The organism is Bradyrhizobium sp. MOS001 (assembly GCF_004634465.1).
GTDB lineage: Bacteria > Pseudomonadota > Alphaproteobacteria > Rhizobiales > Xanthobacteraceae > Bradyrhizobium > Bradyrhizobium barranii.
This window is the reverse complement of sequence record NZ_SPVJ01000016.1, coordinates 59,868-76,733: the sequence shown is the minus strand read 5'-3', so window position 1 is coordinate 76,733 and position 16,866 is coordinate 59,868. Positions and strand designations below refer to the sequence as shown.

Sequence of the window (16,866 nt, the reverse complement as noted above, 5' to 3'; positions counted from 1 at the left end):
TTCGAAAACTCCGCATCGAAAGATTCACGGCCAATAACAAGAAACCGGCTGACCGCTGGTCAGCGGCCCGTCCGGTTTCAATGTTGTCCCCGCGAAAATGAAGAGCCTTAGCTCTTCGCGTTCTTCTCGAGAAACTTCGTGGCGTCGCCGACGGTGAGAATCGTCTCCGCGGCGTCGTCCGGAATCTCGCAACCGAATTCTTCTTCGAACGCCATCACCAGCTCGACGGTGTCCAGACTGTCGGCGCCGAGGTCGTCGATGAAGCTCGCAGCGTCGACAACCTTCTCGGGTTCAACACCAAGGTGTTCGACCACGATCTTCTTAACCCGCTCGCCAATGTCACTCATTGCATAACCTCGTGTTGTTCCCTGTAGACCCGACCCCCCGGGACGATACGAGCCGTCGTGGTCGTTGACTGCCTTCGCTTACGAACTTTGATTGGCCCCATCTTAACCGATGCAGGCCCGGCGAGACGGCCAAGGCTCCGCATCGCCAATATACAGGGTTTCAAAAACCTGCAATGGCGTTCTTTGCCCATCCGTTGAGCGTCCGGTTATCATACTTCAACTGCCTTGACTACAAGCCTCATTTCGCACCGGAAACGGCCGTTTGCCGCATCCCGCACCGCCCATGTGGGCAGTGCGGAAGGAGACGTCAGATCATGGCCATGCCGCCGTTGACGTGGATGGTTTGTCCCGTGACGTAGGCCGCTTCGTTCGAACTCAGGTAGACGGCGGCGGCTGCGATGTCCTCCGGCGTCCCCAGGCGGGCAGCCGGAACCTTGGCCAGAATCGTCTCGCGCTGCTTGTCGTTGAGCGCATCGGTCATCGGCGTCTTGATGAAGCCCGGCGCGATGCAGTTCGCGGTCACGCCGCGCTTGGCGTATTCGGCACCGAGCGTCTTGATCATGCCGATCAGGCCGGCCTTCGATGCCGTGTAGTTGCCCTGCCCGGGATTGCCGGTGACGCCGACGATCGACGTGATGGCAATGATACGGCCGAAGCGCTTGCGCATCATCAGCTTGGTCGCGGCGCGCGCCAGGCGGAAGGTCGAGGTCAGATTGATGTTGATGACCTCCTCCCAGTCCTCGTCACGGAGCTGGACGAAGAGATTGTCGCGGGTGATGCCGGCATTGGCGACGAGAATGTCGACCTGCCCCATCGCGGCTTCCGCGGCGGGCACCAGCGCCTCGACCTCGTCGGCCTTGGAGAGATTGCAGGGCAGCACGTGGGTACGCTCGCCGAGCTTGCCGGCGAGCTCATCCAGCACTTCCTTGCGCGTTCCGGAGATCGCAACGGTAGCACCCTGCGCGTGCAGCGCCTGCGCGATCGCGCCGCCGATGCCGCCGGTCGCGCCGGTGACGAGCGCCTTTTTGCCAGTCAGATCGAACATTGAAAAACTCCTTCAGGCCTGCTTCGCAGCGGCCAATGCATCCTTGGCGGCGGCAATGTCGTTGGGACCACCGACCGACACGCCGACGGCGCCATCCGCAATGCGCTTGACGAGACCAGACAGCACCTTGCCAGCGCCGATCTCGAAGAAGCGGTTGACGCCCTGCCCTGCCATATAGGCAACCGACTCGCGCCAGCGCACCGTGCCGGTGACCTGCTCGACCAGGCGGCGACGGATCTCGTCGGGATCGCTGATGGCGCTCGCCAGCACGTTCGACACCAGCGGCGCCGCCGGCGCCCTGATCGTGACCTTCGCCAGCGCCTCCGCCATGGCGTCGGCGGCGGGCTGCATCAACTTGCAATGGAACGGTGCGGACACCGGCAGCAGCATTGCGCGCTTGGCGCCCTTGGTCTTGGCAATCTCGACGGCGCGATCGACCGCAGCCTTGTCGCCGGAGACGACCACCTGCCCGCCGCCATTGTCGTTGGCGGCTTGGCAGACCTGGCCCTGTGCCGCCTCGCCTGCGACCTCCATGGCGGCCTCGTAGTCGAGACCAAGGAGAGCGGCCATCGCGCCGGCGCCGACCGGCACGGCTTTTTGCATTGCGAGACCGCGGGTGCGAAGCAACCGCGCGGTATCCGAGATCGTCAGGCTGCCGGCCGCAGCCAGCGCCGAATATTCACCGAGCGAGTGGCCGGCGACGAAGGCCGCATCCCGTCCCACGGAAAACCCGGCTTCGGCCTCCAGCACGCGCAGGGTGGCGACAGAGACCGCCATCAGCGCCGGCTGGGCGTTTTGGGTGAGCTGGAGAGTTTCTGCCGGACCATCCCAGATGATCGCCGTCAGCTTCTCCCCAAGCGCGGCATCGACCTCGTCGAACACGGCGCGCGCCACCGGAAAGGCGTCGGCCAGGGCCTTGCCCATGCCAACCGCCTGGGACCCCTGCCCTGGAAATGTGAATGCTGCCGTCATCGGCGCTCCCTGCTTGTCGGGCGTGATCCCTGCGAGAACCGGCAGCCGATGACGCACGGCCTTAGGCCATGGTTCCGGATCATGCTCCAAAGGGGGCCGTAGACACTGTCCGGGGCCGGAATGTCAAGCCAAGATAGGAACTTCGCCCGGGATTCAACGGGGAACGCTGGCCCTAGAATCCACCATTGGTCTGATTGGCGTCGACCGCCGCCCCTGCCTGCGCGCGGCGCGCGCTGTTCACGAGTTGCCCCGGCCGGTCATCCCGGTCCGGCTTCGCGGTCGCCAGCCGCAGCACCGCGGCGTAGCCCGGCTGCACCTCCATGCGGCCGGCGTGCCGGCTCGCACTCAGCAGGCGATGCACCTTCGGCAGATTGTAGCAGGGCACGTAGAACAGGAGATGATGCTCGAGGTGATAGTTCACGTAGTACGGCGCGATGAACAGCCGCTCGAGGAAATTCGCATGCGTGGTGCGGGTGTTGCGCAAGGGATCGCTGCTGTCGGGCACGACGGCGTGCTCGGCGATGTTGCGGATGCGGGTGATGACCATCATCCAGGTCAACAGCGGCACCAGCCATAGCAGCGGATAGGCCCACCATACGCCGGCTGCCGCGAGCGCTGCGAACATCGCGGCATTGGCGAGGCATTGCGGGCCGAGCTTCTCCCAGAAATGCGCCGCGCGCTGCCGCAACGTCCAGTCCTTCGGCCCGAGCGCATTGAGCAGTTGCGCCTTGCGCTGCTGGTAGCCGGTCTGCCCGGTGATGTCGCGAATGAACTTGCGGCGATAGCTCAGCTTGGTGATCGGAAACGGCGCCGACAGCACGAGATCGGGGTCGTCCTCCTGCTGGGTGCGCGCGTGATGCTGAAGGTGGTAGCGCCGATAGCTGCGCGTCTCCGCGAAGAGAGGATAGGCGCAGAACCATTGGCTCAGGGCCAGATTGGTCTTCTCGTCAGCGGACAGGCAGCCATGCGCGCCGTCATGCATCAGGATCGCGAGCCCGAGCTGGCGCGAACTGATGATGGCAACGGCGAGAATGTAGGTGATCGGGTTGGGCCACCACGCGACGAAAGCGATCGCTGCGGCAATGAGTGCCCAGGCGTGGGCGATCAGCGCGACGCCTTTCCAGGTCACGCGCTGGCGCACGTCGGCGAGTTGGTCGTCGGTCAGGAAATCGCGGGCACGCATGCGAAGTGCGGTCATGGCCTAACCCTCCTCATTCGAACTGCCAGATGCGTCGCGCTCGTCGACCAGACGGAGCCGCGCCGTGTCGCTGGCTGATTTCGCCTGCTCGCCGAGCACACGCAGCATCTCGGCGCATAATTCATCCGGCGACCGGCCCATGGCGTACCCCTCGAGAATGACGCCGATGGCGGCGGCCCAGAACCGCCGCGAGCTTTCGTCGGGCGCACGCAGGGAGCGCCAGCCGTGCCGCGCGACCTGGCTCGCATAGGCGCGCGCGCCTTCACCGTGCAGGCGCTCGATGGTGCGCTCGACCAGCGGCGCAAGATCCTGGCGCCGCCGGGTCAGCGTCAGCGCCTCTGCGAAGAACGCGACCGAATCGCTCGCCGTCACGGTCTCGGCCAGCGCGCGGGTATAGTCCCGCGGCGTGCGCGCTTTCAGCGCTGCCTGCTCCGTCGCCCGCGCCAGATACAGCAGCTCGCGGCAGGCGCATTCGACGAACAGCGCCTCCTTGGTGCGGAAGTAATAGGTGATCTGGCTCGGGAACGCGTCCGCGGCGGCGGCAATGTCGGTGATGGCCGTGCCGGACAGCCCCCGCTCCCTGAACAGCGGGCTCGCCGCATCGAGCAGCAGCGACCGCATCTTGCGACCGGCCGAACGTGTGGCCCGGGCCGCATGCTTGGGGTCGCCAGCCGCCTCTAACGGCTCATGGACCGACTTTTCCACCATTGGGGTCTTCTGCGTTGATTTCTTTGTATGTTATACAAACAAATAAATCAAGCTGGTGTGGTCCGGGAGGGCCGGCCCCGCTGCCCGCACCGGAACCATCCGGGGCCGAAAGCACGGCCTCCAACCTTGCAAAGCCGGTCAAAATCCGTATAAGCGCGCCATCCGCAGACCCCGGCCGGGAGCTGAACGGACGGTCTCAGCAAATCCTTCGTGATTTTGGTGTGGCAGGGCCAGTCGGCCCGTCGTCCCGTGTTTCCGCCTTCTGAGCTTAATCCCAGAGTCCTTTCCGAAGGCCTCTCAAGGGCTTGACGCCGGGCGATGCGCCAACATGAGGAAAGGACCATTATGGCTCTCTATGAGCATGTTTTTCTCGCGCGCCAGGACGCGAGCACGCAGCAGGTCGAAGAGCTGACTGCGCAGATGACCGGCATCGTCGAGGGTCTCGGCGGCAAGGTCACCAAGACCGAGAATTGGGGCGTTCGCTCCCTCACCTACCGCATGAACAAGAACCGCAAGGCGCACTTCGTGCTGCTCAACATCGACGCGCCGTCCGCGGCGATCGCCGAGATCGAGCGCCAGGAGCGCATCAGCGAAGACGTGATCCGCTATCTCAGCGTTCGCGTCGAGGAGCTCGAGGAAGGCCCGTCGGCGATGATGCGCAAGGCTGACCGCGACCGCGAGCGTGACGACCGTGGCGGCGGCTTCCGCGGCGATCGTGAAGGCGGTGGCTTCCGTGGCGACCGCGAGGGTGGTTTCCGTGGCGGCGATCGCGACGGTGGTGGCTTCCGCGGTGACCGCGGTCCGCGCCGTCCGCGCGACGAAGCTGAAACGACAACGCCGGATGCGGAGTAAGATCAATGGCTGAAGCTGGTGCACGCCGTCCGTTTTTCCGTCGTCGCAAGAGCTGCCCGTTCACGGGCGCAAACGCTCCGAAGATCGACTACAAGGACTCCAAGCTCTTGATGCGCTACGTCTCCGAGCGCGGCAAGATCGTGCCGAGCCGCATCACCGCGGTGTCGGCCAAGAAGCAGCGTGAGCTCGCCCGCGCCATCAAGCGCGCGCGCTTCCTGGGCCTGCTGCCCTACGTCATTCGCTAAGACGAATTCGGCCGGCGGCGACATCGCCGCCGGCCGCGCTTTTTTGGTTTCATAAGGCTTCCGGGTCGTCTGGTCGCCGATGGTTGGGGCGAGATGCCTCTAACCGCTCGAAGGGAGCGGGACAGCTGATGATGACTCTTGGATTGATAGCCCTGATCGCCGGCGCTGCGTCGGCCCTGATGTTCGCCTCGATCGTATCGGGCGCGCTGATCTCGCTCGTCCTGTTCTATCTCGCGCCGCTGCCGCTGATGGTCGCCTCGATCGGCTGGGGCCCGCTTTGCGCGAGCCTCGGCGGCATCGCAGCTGCGATCGGCCTCGGGGCCCTGTTCGGCCTGCCCTACTGCATCGCCTTTGCCGTCACCGTCGCGCTGCCCGCGTGGTGGCTCGGCCATCTCGTCCTGCTCAGCCGGCGCCTTGGACCCGTCGCGCCGGAAACCGCCACCGAGCCGCCGGCCGAGCCCGAGCTCGAATGGTATCCGGTCGGCCGCATCCTGCTGTGGATCGCGGGCTTCGCCGCGCTGACCACGATCGCCGCCCTGCTCACCCTCGGCACCGACGCCGAGACGATCACCGGCACGCTGCGGCGCGGCTTGATGCGCCTGCTCCGCACCGCCGACCCGCAGACGTCAGGCGAAGCCGGTCAGTTCGTCGACGCGCTGGTGCTCATCGCCCCGGCCGCCGCCACCATCGTCGCGATGATGACGCTCACCCTCAATCTCTGGCTCAGCGGCAAGATAACGGCGACATCGGGCCGCCTGCTGCGTCCGTGGCCGGACATGATGACGGCCGAGCTGCCGCCGATGACGCTGGTGGCGCTCTGCATCGCGCTCGCGTTCTGCTTCACCGGCGGGTTGCTCGCGATGGTCGCGCAGATCACGACGGCGGCGCTGATGATGGGCTATGCGCTGACCGGTTTTGCCGTGCTGCATACGCTGACGCTGGCGCTGAAGAGCCGCACCTTCTGGCTCGGCTCGACCTATGCCGTCGTCGTCGTGTTCGGCTGGCCCGTCATCGCGATGGTGATCCTCGGCCTCGCGGATGCCGTGTTCGGCTTCCGCGAGCGCTTCCTGCGCAGCCGCCAGCCACCGCCGCTGCCGACCTCTTAAGTTCAACCCCAAAACCCAACTCACTCAACACTTCAAAGGAGAACGAATATGGAAGTCATTTTGCTGGAACGCGTGAGCAAGCTCGGCCAGATGGGCGAAGTCGTGAAGGTTCGCGACGGCTATGCCCGCAATTTCCTGCTCAAGCGCGGCAAGGCGCTGCGCGCCACCGCCGACAACCGCGCCAAGTACGACGGCATGAAGGCCGATCTCGAGGCTCGCAACCTCCAGTCCAAGGGCGAGGCGTCCAAGGTCGCCGAGAAGATCCAAGGCAAGAACATCATCGTGATCCGTCAGGCTTCCGAAGCCGGCCAGCTGTTCGGCTCGGTCACGGTGCGCGACGTCGTCGTTGCGTTCGAAGCCGACGGTGTCTCGCTTGAGCGCCCGCAAGTGCAGCTCGACGCGCCGATCAAGACCATCGGCAAGCACACCATCACCGTCGCCGTTCACCCCGAGGTCGAGGTCGAGGTTTCCGTCACGGTTGCGCGCAGCCAGGACGAGGCCGAGCGCATCAACCGCGGCGAGGACATCTCGACCCGCAACGAGGACCGCGATGCGGCCGCCGAAGCGATCGCCGCCGCCGGCGAGTTCTTCGATCCGGAAGCCCAGCAGGACGACGAGCCGGCGCCGGCTGCGGACGAGACCGAGAAGTAAGACCCGCGTTCGCGCAGGTTGCGACGCCCGGCCGCCTCAGGCGGCCGGGCTTTTCGTTTTCGCGGCGACGTCCTCGCTCAGCATCGCGATCGAGGCGAGCGCAGTTGCCGTATGCTTCTCGACACCGTCGTTGACGCAAAACACGTCGGCCGCGACCACCGAGACCTGGCGGCCCGGCTTGATCACCCTGGCCCGGCAGATCAGCTTCTCGCCGACCGCCGGCGACAACAGATTGAGCTTGTATTCCGCCGTCAACGCCGGCTGGCCGCGCGAGGTGGCCGCTGCGATCGTCGTGGCGTTGTCGACCAGGAAGGCGGTGACGCCGCCATGGAAGAAGCCGTGCTGCTGGAGCAGCTCGGGCCGGCGCGCGACCGCAATCGTGCAGGTGCCGCGCGACAATTCCGAGAGCTCGGCGCCCACCAGGTTCATAAAACCCTGCCGGCCGACATTGGCGTGGATGCGCTCGGCGATCGGACCGAATTCGGGATCTGCTTCGGCTCGCATGCGGCTTCTCCTTATTGCTTGTGGATGCGATCGGGCGGGCGCAGCGCACGGTTGGCGCAGGTGACAAGCGTGTCGGCTTCGCTGCGCGGATCGGCGCGGTCACGTCCCGAGAGAAAGGCGCGGCAGAAGATCTGGGCAGGGCCGATGAGCTGGCTGACGAACATCACAGGCGTCATCGGCAAAAGCTCGCCGCCGGCGACCAACGGCGCGCGCCAGCGCTCGATGCCTTCGGCAAGGCGCGCATTCTGCGCGCGCTGGGCGTCGCGGACGTCCTCGCCCCATTCGCTGCGCGAGATCTCGAAGAGATAGCGGGCCTCGCGCCGGCTCGACACCACCCAGTCGAGATGGGCCCGGATCAGCCGATCGATGCCCTGCCCGGCATTGGGCATCGGATCGAGCGCGGCCAGCACTGCGGCGTGATAGTGCCGCAGCACCTCCAGGAACAGCGCACCGGCCAGTTCCTTCTTTGATCCGAAGACATGAAAGAAGCTGCCGTTGGAGGCGCGTGCCCGGGCGCGGATCGCGGCCACCGTCGCAGCTTCGAAGCCGACCCGGTCGAATACGAAAAGCGCGGCCGCCAACAGGTCGTCACGCACGCTCGTCGCCATCGACGCCTCCTAGAGTATTACTCTAGAGCAATACTCTAATTGTGGTCAAGACGATGCGAAGGCCGCGATGCGTGCGGCCTTCGCAAATCGACGGAAAATCTGGCTTCGCTTAGCGCGAAATCGGCGGTGTGGGCGGACCGGACGAGTCGGCTGGCGCCGCGGGCGGGGCCGCAGCGGTCGCGGGCGGTGCAGGCTCCTGCGGCCTGGCTGCCGGTTCGGAGCTCGCGGCCGGCTTGGGAGCAGCCTCCTCCGCCGGCTTGGCCTCGGCGGGCTTCGCGGCGGCAGACGGCGCAGCCGGCGTGACCTGCGGTACCGGATCGGGCCGCAGCGCCGGAGTATCGCTGCCGCGCGGCTCGACCTTGGCACTATCCGGCCTGGCCTCAGCCGGCTTCTCTGCCGGCTTGTTCTCGGGCTTCGCCTCGTCACGGCCGGGCTCGACCTTGGCCGTGTCGGGCTTGGTCGTGTCAGGCTTGGTCTCGGCCTTCGGCTCGCTCTTCTTGTCTTCAATGGCCGGCGCGGCGGCGTCGACCTTCGGGGCTTCCTCGGTCCCGGGCTTGGCGCGACGCTTAGCTTTGCGTCCCTCGGGCGCTGCCTGGCCCTCGGGCCTCGCACCTTCCTTCGATCCCTCCTCGGGTGGCCGTGCCGCGCGCTTCTGACGGGCGCCCTCGGGCGCGGCAGCCTCGCCGTCCGGCTTGGCGGCGTCCTGGGAGCGCTGGCGGCGCCCCTGATGCTCCGGCGCGGTATTGGCTTCCTTCTCCTTGGCGCCGTCCTTTTTGTCCTTGCCGTCCTTGGCCTGGTAGCGGGTGTCGGTGGCACCGTTGGAGACGAGATAGGACGCGAGCACGCCGGCCATGTCGGAGCTGGTCGTGTAGTGCTGGCGCAGGAAGCCTGGCAGCGAGCCCGGCGCCACCGTCTTCAACAGGCCGCGCGGGCTCTTGTGGCAGGCACTGCAGGTCTGCGCGAAAAGCTGGGATGGGGCCTTGCCGGCCTCGAGGTTCGTCGCCTGCGCAAGGACGGTATCGGTCGCGCCGAAGCCGATCAGAAGCAATACCGTCGCGAGGCTGAGCGCTCGGCTCGACATTCCCATCATCTCCATTGAATTTACGCGAATGCAGCCGGCATAAGGCGCGGCGGCGGGTCACCTTTTAGCGGATTGAGCCGCGAATGGAAGCAGCCTCCACACGCAAGGATGTGATTAAGCGCTTTTGGAATATCGGCTGTGATCACAGCGCAATAGCGCTGCAGCTTGTTCGAGTGCCGGTGGCCTCGCGAGACGACGCGTCGCCTGTCGGAAGCGGCACATCGTCGCAAAGTCACGACGCCGCAGACACCCGTCATCGTGCGCGCGAAGGCGGCGCCGAACCCGGGCCTGACGCTGGTTGGTGAATGAATCCTAATGACGCAGGGTCGAGATCTGGGACGATCGGGAAGAGGCTGTTAACGCCAGTTGCGCCCGCAGGTCCGCGAGGGTCTCGGGCGAGACCGGCTCGCGCCGCACTTCGGGCCGCTCGGCGTGCTGCATGGCCGCGATCAACCCCGACAGCCAAAGCCGGCTGGCCGCCTCGCTTCGCCAATTCTGGTGCTGCCGTTCTGGCCGCATCGCTCGCCTCGTTCCCTGGTGGCGGGAGACAACCCCCCGACCGCCTTCCTGTTCCGGGTCGTACCCCGAAAGAATCCGGGGAGATGTGATCTGTTTCACATAAGTCTCGTCGAGCCCGGCTTAGACCGTCGCCATGAGCAAGCGGACCCAAACCTCATTCGACGTGCAGGACGACCTCCGCACCGATTACGCCCTGATCGCCACCGGCGTCGGAGCGGCCCTGGTTGCGCTGGTCTACCTCCTGCTGGTCTGAATCCGAGCCCAAAGCTCCCGGCGTGCGTCATTTCGCGCGCTTCTTGATACGTCTGCGCGCCAATCCATTAGGTTCATGTCACCCGGAGTTTTCCGTGGCGCGGTCACGGCCGCTTCCGGGACGGGCGAGTTCCGCAAAAACCGTCAAGCGCGGCGCGTGCCGCGGCTGCCAATCATCCACCATTTTAACTGAGCGGTTGATAGCGGTCAGCTTTTGCTTCCGCTTTGGCCTGAGGCGGCGCTTTATCCCGGCCCCGTATCCGCCCCAGAAAATTGCTAACGCTCGACCATGGCCCTGACTGATTCGAACGTCCTCAAACTCGCGCCCGAGCCCGGAACTCCGGCGTATCGGAGCGCGCCGCATAATATCGAGGCGGAACAGAGCCTTCTCGGCGCGATCCTGGTCAACAACGACGCCTTCTACCGCGTCTCCGACTTCCTCGAGCCGAAGCATTATTTCGAGCCGCTGCATCAGACCATCTACGAGACGGCCAGCAGCCTGATCCGGATGGGCAAGATCGCCACGCCCGTCACGCTGAAGACGTTCCTCCCGGCCGACACCGATGTCGGCGGCATGACCATCGGGCAATATCTGGCGCGGCTCGCGGCGGAAGCGACCACCATCATCAACGCCCAGGACTACGGCCGCACCATCTATGATCTGGCGCTGCGACGCGACCTGATCGGCATCGGCGAGGACATGGTCAATGTCGCCTATGACGCGCCGGTCGACTTCGCGCCGCGGGCGCAGATCGAGGACGCCGAGCGCCGCCTGTACGAACTCGCCGAATCCGGCCGTTATGACGGCGGCTTCCAGAAATTCTCGCAGGCGTTGGCGGTCGCGGTCGATCTCGCGGCCAAAGCGTTCCAGCGCGATGGAAAGCTGTCCGGCATCTCGACCGGCATGCGCGACCTCGACACCAAGATGGGCGGCCTCCAGCACTCCGACCTCATCATTGTGGCCGGACGCCCGGGCATGGGCAAGACTTCGCTGGCGACCAACGTCGCCTACAACGTCGCCAAGGCCTATGTCGGCGAGGTCCAGGCTGACGGCACCATGAAGGCCGCCAATGGCGGCGTGATCGGCTTCTTCTCCTGCGAAATGTCGGCCGACCAGCTCGCCACGCGTATCGTCGCCGAGCGCACCGGCATTCCCTCCTCCCACATCCGCCGCGGCGGCATCTCGGAAGCCGATTTCGACAAGATCCGGGAAGTCTCGATCGAGCTGCAGTCGCTGCCGTTCTATGTCGACGCGACCGGCGGCCTGTCGATCGCGCAGCTGATGGCACGCGCGCGCCGGCTGAAGCGGCAGAAGGGCCTCGATCTCCTCGTGATCGACTACATCCAGTTGCTCTCCGGATCCGGCAAGCGGAGTGACAACCGAGTACAGGAAATCACGGAGATCACGACCAGCCTGAAGGCGCTGGCCAAGGAGCTCAACGTTCCCGTGATCGCGCTGTCCCAGCTCTCACGCCAAGTCGAATCCCGCGACGACAAACGGCCGCAGCTCTCCGACTTGCGTGAATCCGGATCAATCGAGCAGGACGCCGACGTCGTCCTGTTCGTTTACCGCGAGGAATATTACCTCGCGATGAAGGAGCCCCGCCCAGGCACGCCTGAACACGAGAAGTGGCAGCTTGACATGAGTCTTGCGCACGGAAAAGCCGAGGTCATCATCGGCAAGCAGCGCCACGGCCCGACCGGCACCGTCGATTTGGCGTTCGAAGCCTCGGTCACCAGGTTCGGCGACCTCGCGCCTGACAGTCAGTTGCCGGTTCGCAGCGGCAACGACTACTGAGTTCCTTGAACCAGACCGGCCTCTTGCGTAAAACGGCGCCATGACAATGGCGTCCGACCCGAAAATGATCCCGCAATCCGGCCTCCTCTCCGCGGAGGCCAATCAGGCTGCCGCGCTCGCAGCCTATGGCGGCGTGCTCACCGTCGATCTCGACGCCATCATCGCCAATTGGCGCAAGCTCGAGAAGACGGCCGTGCCGGCCGAATGCTCGGCCGTGATCAAGGCCGATGCCTATGGCTGCGGCGCCGCGCAGGTCTCGCGGGCCCTTAGCAAGGCCGGTTGCAAGACCTTCTTCGTCGCCACCATCGAGGAAGCGCGCACTGTGCGCGAAGCCGTGCCGGAAGCCGCGATCTACGTGCTCGGCGGCTATTTCCAGAACACCGGCGAGCACTACGCCACGATCAATTGCCGGCCGGTGATCGGCGATCTCAACGAGCTTGCCGAATGGGACGTGTTCTGCCGCCGCACCGGCTGGACCGGAGGCGCCGCTGTTCACATCGACACCGGCATGAACCGGCTCGGGCTGACGCTTGCGGACGCGCAGGCCATCATCCCCCGCATCAACGCCGGCGATCACGGCATCACGCTGGTGATGAGCCATCTGGTCTCGGCCGAGCAGCTCAACAGTCCCGTGAATGCAAAACAGCTGGCAACCTTCCGCAGTATCGCCAGCGAATTTTCCGGCGTGCCGGCTGCGCTCGCCAATTCCTCCGGAATCTTCCTCGGCGCGCCCTTCCAGTTCGACCTGGTGCGGCCGGGCGCAGCGCTCTACGGCGTCAATCCAACGCCTGAGGCCGACAACCCGATGCAGCCGGTGGTCGACCTCAAGGCGCGCATCGTGCAGACCCGCAATGTCGAACGCGGCGAGAGCGTCGGCTATGGCGGCACCTGGACCGCGCGGCGGCCGACAAAGCTCGCGATCATCGCGGTCGGCTATGCCGACGGCTATTTCCGCGCCGCCAGCTCCAATGACGGCACCCGCGGCGCCGAGGTCGTTGTCGCCGGCAAGCGCTGCCCGGTCGCGGGCCGCGTTTCGATGGACCTGATCGCGATCGACATCACCGACTTGGCCCCGAATGCGGCGCGGCGCGGCCACATGGTGACGCTGCTCGGCGAGGGCATCACCGTCGACGAGCTCGCGCATCATTTCGGCACGATCGGCTACGAGGTGCTGACCAGCCTCGGCCACCGCTACGCCCGCGTCTACAAGGGCGGCAATGAGGTGGAGCCGCTGGTCAAGCCGGAGCCCGCGCTGGTGCAGGCGGCCGAGCAGCCGCCCTCCCCGCCGCCGATCGAGCAGCCCGCGAGCCCGCCGCCGCTGCCGTCCTAATCGACACTCTCGTGCCCCGGACGCAGCGCAGCGCTCTTTCAGCGGTGCGCTGCAGAGCCGGGGCCATCTCTCAACATCGTACCGTGTAGCTATCTGGGGTCCCGGCTCAGCGCAGCAACGCTCACGCGTTGCAGCGCGTCCGGAACACGAGAGTGGCGCTTTACTTCTTCCGGCTGTCGAGCGCCGTCTTGCAGGACGCGCTGAGCTGGTCACGCTTGGCGTTGAGGCAGGCGATGATCTTGCCGCCACCGGGCGCGATGCCGGCGCAGAATTTGTCATAGTCCGCCTTGCACGCGCCGCGTGGATCGGACGATTGTGCCGACGCGACACCGGAGAACGCGACGACGAATGCGACGATGGCGAGGCTCAGACTGGACTTCAACATGGATTTGGATCTCCGGTGGCGGCGCAAACGACCGCGGCCGCAATCTCTACATGAAGATTGCGGCACTCAACGTCAACCGAATCTGTCCTACGACCGCGCGGCGAAGCCTGATGTCGCTGCCTCGCCCGTGGTCCTAGGGGCGATGATGCTTCATCGATCTCATCGCGCTCGATTATCCGCGCACCTTGTTATCGATAACCCACGCATCCATGCTCTCTTTGCACGCGTTGCCGATATGGCTCCTGTACCTGTTCAGGCAAGCAACAATGCGCCCGCCCCCCGGCACGACACTGGGGCAGTATTTGAAATATTCCACCCTAAAGGCGATTTCCATTTTCTCGGCAGCAAGAGCCACTCCGGAAAATGCGGTTGCGGCCACGACTACGGCAAGGCAAAGCTTGGTCATCGTCAAACCTCCATCGTGTCGATCGGCAATTTTGGGTTGTAAGCATACATCGTGGAACGCCGATGACAACGGTTGCGAGTCATTTCTGAAGATTTCCAGTCGTTGGGCCCATGAGGATCGCGACGTTCAACATCAACAATGTCAACCGCCGCCTGCCCAACCTGTTGCGTTGGCTGAGCGCGGCGAAGCCTGATGTCGTCGCGCTCCAGGAACTGAAGGCAGCCGACGGCGAATTTCCGGCAGCGGCCATCGAACAGGCCGGTTACGGCGCGGTGTGGCGTGGACAGAAGACGTGGAACGGCGTCGCCATCCTCGCCCGCAATGCCGAGCCCATTCTCACGCGCGATCGCTTGCCGGGAAAGCCTGATGATCGCGAAGCCCGCTACATCGAGGCCGCCGTGCGCGGCATCATCGTCACCAGCATTTACCTGCCGAACGGCAATCCGCAGCCGGGGCCGAAATTCGACTACAAGCTCGACTGGTTCGCGCGCCTCAAGCGCCACGCCAAGACCTTCATCAAGCAGGATCTGCCCGTGGTGCTCGCCGGCGACTACAACGTCGCGCCTGATGAGATCGACATCTATCCGACGCGGTCATGGGACAAGGATGCGCTGATCCAGCCGAAGAGCCGTGCAGCCTTTGCCTCGCTGGTCGAACAAGGCTGGTGCGATGCGATCCGTGAGCTGCATCCGGAAAAGCGCATCTACACGTTCTGGGACTACAAGCGAAACCGCTGGCCGCGCGATGCGGGCCTGCGGCTCGATCATCTCCTGCTCAGCCCCGCCCTCGTCTCACGGCTGGCCAAGGCGGGTGTCGACAAGAAGGTGCGCGGCGAGGATGGGGCGAGCGATCACGCGCCGGCGTGGGTGCTGCTGAAGGAGCGTTGATCTCGTAGGGTGGGCAAAGGCGCTCTTGCGCCGTGCCCACCATCTTCTATCGCGAGTAAGGTGGTGGGCACGCTTCCGCCTTCGCTCTTCGAGCTACGGCGGACAAGTCGCTTTGCCCACCCTACGAGATCGCGCCAGATCAACGCCCGTAAAATTCCTGCACCGTATCCCACGCCGCCTTTTGCAGCAGTTGGGTGGTCTCCGCATCCAGTCCCATGTTGTAGGAAGTGCCGACCGGCGAGCGCCCGGTCAGCGCGGCGAGTGTCACGCAGGTTGCCAGGTACGTGCCCGCCGGACTCGGGTGCCTCTTGTCCGGAGCATACAGATTGAGCTCCGGCTGGAGCTTGCGCACGCGCGCGAAGGCGAGGCCTGCGGGAATCACGAGCGCATCATTGGCATTGCCGGCGAGCGTATAGGCCTCGGCCAAGGCTTCCGTCATCTCCGGCTTGTCGGCATAGGCCCAGGACATAAAGAACACCGGCCGCATGCCATGGGCACGGACGATCTCGCTGTCCTTCTTGGCGAAGGTCGCGAACGCGTCCTTCAATTGCGGATGGATCGGGCACTGGCTGCAATCCATCATGACGACGGCGTCGAACTGCCTGCCCGACTTGTTGAAGACGACGTTGTTCTGCTCGTCGAAGGAATAGGCGCCGATGCCGCCCGGCCGCAGCAGATTGTCCATGTCGTGCCAATCGAGGCCGGAGCCGCCGATCGTAGCCATGGTGTTGCGGTACGCCGCCTCGTTGTCAGCATCAGCCGCGCGCTCCATGAAGGAGAGATGCCCGGGCATGCCGTTGTTGTAGTAGAAGAAGCTGTTGCCGACGAACAGCGCGGCCTTGGGGAAGTCAGGTCCTGATGTCGTGACCTTCGGTTTGGTCTGCGCCTGCGCATTGAAGCCGGCTGCAACGGCGAGACACATTGCGAGCATCACTCGCGCAAAAAGACGCATCATGGCTTCCCCCCCTTTTTCTCTGGGGCCGGACCAAATCAGCTTTTCAAAATCGCCTCAAGGTCACAGACGCGCAGCGGACATGCGCGCGCCCTGCATGCTCACCACAAATTCCTGCCGTCGATCATGTTCACCGGCACGGCATCGAGATCGAAATCGTCGAACAGGCGCGCGTTCACGGCAACCTTGGGATTGTCGAAATCGGCCTTGCCGGTCGACCAGTCCGGCGACTCCGAATAGGTGCCGCAGCCGCAGCTCGCGCAGAAATGATGTTTGACCGTGCGGCTGCCCCAGAGATAGGTCGCGACATTTTCCGGCGGCGACAGCAGGCGAAATTGGGCCGGCGTGTAATAGGCCCACAACGCGCCCCGCTTGGTGCAGAGTGAGCAGGTGCAGCGCGTCACGCTCGCCGGCGCCTCCGTCACCTCGAACACCGTCTCACCGCAATGACAGCTTGCCTCGATCGGCATGGACCTGCTCTCCGTTTTGTCAGGAGATGGTCGTAGCCTGCCCCTGCTGCCAACATGCTGTCAGCAGCGCAACTCCGTCATGGAGCCTCGTTCGCGGACAGCCGCCTGGCGTTCGCAGCCACGTGCTCGCGGTAGCGCTGGACGATCGTGGCCGGTGTTGCTCCCGCAAGCAGGCTCGCGGCCGCCTCGAAAGCCGCGGCGATCTTCTCGCTGACCATCAGCGCGGCCTCCTGCCCGGCGGCCTCGTCGCCACGGGTGAGCTTCTCGCAGCGCAGCCGCACCACCTCGCTCGCTTCGACCGCGAGCATCGCGCCCGCATACCAGGGAAAGCCGTTATCGGATCCGCTGAGCGCCGCATGGCGGTCGAGGGCGGAGAAAGAATGATGATCGGGCATCGCGGACCTCAAGTTCTTTGAGTGAGCGCTCCGATCAATAAGCCTCAAATTTGAAGGATCCGGCCGGGGAACTGATCGGATTGGCCACGCCTGCGACACCCGCAATTAACCAAGGCTCTTGACGCCGACGCGCTGGTTAGCCTACTGGTCTGACC

Annotated in this window: 21 protein-coding genes; 8 read left to right on the top strand and 13 right to left on the bottom strand. The window is 65.0% G+C overall.

The window, feature by feature from the left end; translation table 11 throughout:
• Nucleotides 1-107 precede the first annotated feature (107 nt).
• The 5 genes from CT676_RS21080 to CT676_RS21060 form a co-directional block, all read right to left on the bottom strand.
• Entirely contained in the window at nt 108-347 is a 240-nt protein-coding gene (locus CT676_RS21080) for an acyl carrier protein (RefSeq protein ID WP_008130699.1), read from the bottom strand.
• A gap of 307 nt (nt 348-654) precedes the next feature.
• A complete protein-coding gene (gene fabG, locus CT676_RS21075) occupies nt 655-1,392 on the bottom strand; it encodes a 3-oxoacyl-[acyl-carrier-protein] reductase (RefSeq protein ID WP_028147729.1) in 738 nt (245 codons plus the stop codon).
• 12 nt (nt 1,393-1,404) lie between these two features.
• Nucleotides 1,405-2,364, bottom strand: a complete 960-nt coding sequence (gene fabD / locus CT676_RS21070) for an ACP S-malonyltransferase (RefSeq protein ID WP_135215282.1) — start codon at nt 2,362-2,364, stop codon at nt 1,405-1,407.
• 172 nt (nt 2,365-2,536) lie between these two features.
• Nucleotides 2,537-3,562: a fatty acid desaturase family protein gene (locus CT676_RS21065; RefSeq protein WP_135215281.1), complete on the bottom strand. Its 1,026-nt coding sequence runs from the start codon at nt 3,560-3,562 to the stop codon at nt 2,537-2,539.
• A 3-nt stretch (nt 3,563-3,565) separates the two neighbouring features.
• Nucleotides 3,566-4,270: a TetR/AcrR family transcriptional regulator C-terminal domain-containing protein gene (locus CT676_RS21060; protein ID WP_135215280.1), complete on the bottom strand. Its 705-nt coding sequence runs from the start codon at nt 4,268-4,270 to the stop codon at nt 3,566-3,568.
• Between the two features lie 345 nt (nt 4,271-4,615).
• On the opposite strand from CT676_RS21060, the gene rpsF reads away from it, so the two are divergent.
• The 4 genes from rpsF (at nt 4,616) to rplI (ending at nt 7,124) form a co-directional block, all read left to right on the top strand.
• On the top strand, nt 4,616-5,122 hold the full coding sequence (rpsF, locus tag CT676_RS21055; protein ID WP_014495806.1) for a 30S ribosomal protein S6: 507 nt from the start codon (nt 4,616-4,618) through the stop codon (nt 5,120-5,122).
• 5 nt (nt 5,123-5,127) lie between these two features.
• The gene (gene rpsR, locus CT676_RS21050) at nt 5,128-5,367 is read left to right on the top strand and encodes a 30S ribosomal protein S18 (RefSeq protein ID WP_007592020.1); all 240 of its coding nucleotides are present in this window, start codon (nt 5,128-5,130) and stop codon (nt 5,365-5,367) included.
• 128 nt (nt 5,368-5,495) lie between these two features.
• Nucleotides 5,496-6,473 carry a hypothetical protein gene (locus CT676_RS21045; RefSeq protein ID WP_135215279.1) on the top strand — a complete coding sequence of 326 codons (978 nt, stop codon included), beginning with the start codon at nt 5,496-5,498 and terminating at the stop codon, nt 6,471-6,473.
• Nucleotides 6,474-6,521: 48 nt separating this feature from the next.
• The gene (gene rplI, locus CT676_RS21040; RefSeq protein WP_135215278.1) at nt 6,522-7,124 is read left to right on the top strand and encodes a 50S ribosomal protein L9; all 603 of its coding nucleotides are present in this window, start codon (nt 6,522-6,524) and stop codon (nt 7,122-7,124) included.
• A 36-nt stretch (nt 7,125-7,160) separates the two neighbouring features.
• Here the strand turns inward: rplI and CT676_RS21035 are convergent, their stop codons facing one another.
• The 4 genes from CT676_RS21035 to CT676_RS21020 all read right to left on the bottom strand — a co-directional run bounded on the left by CT676_RS21035 (nt 7,161) and on the right by CT676_RS21020 (nt 9,935).
• Nucleotides 7,161-7,628: a PaaI family thioesterase gene (locus tag CT676_RS21035; RefSeq protein WP_085402845.1), complete on the bottom strand. Its 468-nt coding sequence runs from the start codon at nt 7,626-7,628 to the stop codon at nt 7,161-7,163.
• Nucleotides 7,629-7,639: 11 nt separating this feature from the next.
• On the bottom strand, nt 7,640-8,236 hold the full coding sequence (locus CT676_RS21030) for a TetR/AcrR family transcriptional regulator (protein ID WP_135215277.1): 597 nt from the start codon (nt 8,234-8,236) through the stop codon (nt 7,640-7,642).
• A 109-nt stretch (nt 8,237-8,345) separates the two neighbouring features.
• Complete coding sequence (locus CT676_RS21025) at nt 8,346-9,317, bottom strand: hypothetical protein (RefSeq protein WP_166095949.1); 972 nt, start codon at nt 9,315-9,317, stop codon at nt 8,346-8,348.
• 312 nt (nt 9,318-9,629) lie between these two features.
• A complete protein-coding gene (locus CT676_RS21020) occupies nt 9,630-9,935 on the bottom strand; it encodes a hypothetical protein (protein WP_244623219.1) in 306 nt (101 codons plus the stop codon).
• Nucleotides 9,936-10,377: 442 nt separating this feature from the next.
• On the opposite strand from CT676_RS21020, the gene CT676_RS21015 reads away from it, so the two are divergent.
• Nucleotides 10,378-11,886, top strand: a complete 1,509-nt coding sequence (locus CT676_RS21015) for a replicative DNA helicase (RefSeq protein WP_063983703.1) — start codon at nt 10,378-10,380, stop codon at nt 11,884-11,886.
• A gap of 46 nt (nt 11,887-11,932) precedes the next feature.
• Nucleotides 11,933-13,216 carry an alanine racemase gene (alr, locus tag CT676_RS21010; protein ID WP_167768109.1) on the top strand — a complete coding sequence of 428 codons (1,284 nt, stop codon included), beginning with the start codon at nt 11,933-11,935 and terminating at the stop codon, nt 13,214-13,216.
• A 160-nt stretch (nt 13,217-13,376) separates the two neighbouring features.
• On the opposite strand, the gene CT676_RS21000 is transcribed toward alr, so the two are convergent.
• Nucleotides 13,377-13,601, bottom strand: coding sequence for a cysteine rich repeat-containing protein (locus CT676_RS21000; RefSeq protein WP_135215275.1), 225 nt, complete (start codon nt 13,599-13,601; stop codon nt 13,377-13,379).
• Here CT676_RS21000 and CT676_RS20995 point away from each other — a divergent pair.
• Nucleotides 13,600-14,049: a hypothetical protein gene (locus CT676_RS20995; RefSeq protein ID WP_135215274.1), complete on the top strand. Its 450-nt coding sequence runs from the start codon at nt 13,600-13,602 to the stop codon at nt 14,047-14,049. The two genes, CT676_RS21000 and CT676_RS20995, sit on opposite strands and share 2 nt — an antisense overlap.
• A gap of 68 nt (nt 14,050-14,117) precedes the next feature.
• On the top strand, nt 14,118-14,894 hold the full coding sequence (locus CT676_RS20990; protein WP_135215273.1) for an exodeoxyribonuclease III: 777 nt from the start codon (nt 14,118-14,120) through the stop codon (nt 14,892-14,894).
• Nucleotides 14,895-15,033: 139 nt separating this feature from the next.
• On the opposite strand, the gene CT676_RS20985 is transcribed toward CT676_RS20990, so the two are convergent.
• The 3 genes from CT676_RS20985 to CT676_RS20975 all read right to left on the bottom strand — a co-directional run bounded on the left by CT676_RS20985 (nt 15,034) and on the right by CT676_RS20975 (nt 16,711).
• On the bottom strand, nt 15,034-15,849 hold the full coding sequence (locus tag CT676_RS20985; protein ID WP_135215272.1) for a hypothetical protein: 816 nt from the start codon (nt 15,847-15,849) through the stop codon (nt 15,034-15,036).
• Nucleotides 15,850-15,947: 98 nt separating this feature from the next.
• The gene (locus tag CT676_RS20980; RefSeq protein WP_135215271.1) at nt 15,948-16,316 is read right to left on the bottom strand and encodes a GFA family protein; all 369 of its coding nucleotides are present in this window, start codon (nt 16,314-16,316) and stop codon (nt 15,948-15,950) included.
• Between the two features lie 77 nt (nt 16,317-16,393).
• Entirely contained in the window at nt 16,394-16,711 is a 318-nt protein-coding gene (locus CT676_RS20975; protein WP_135215270.1) for a hypothetical protein, read from the bottom strand.
• Nucleotides 16,712-16,866: the final 155 nt, after the last annotated feature.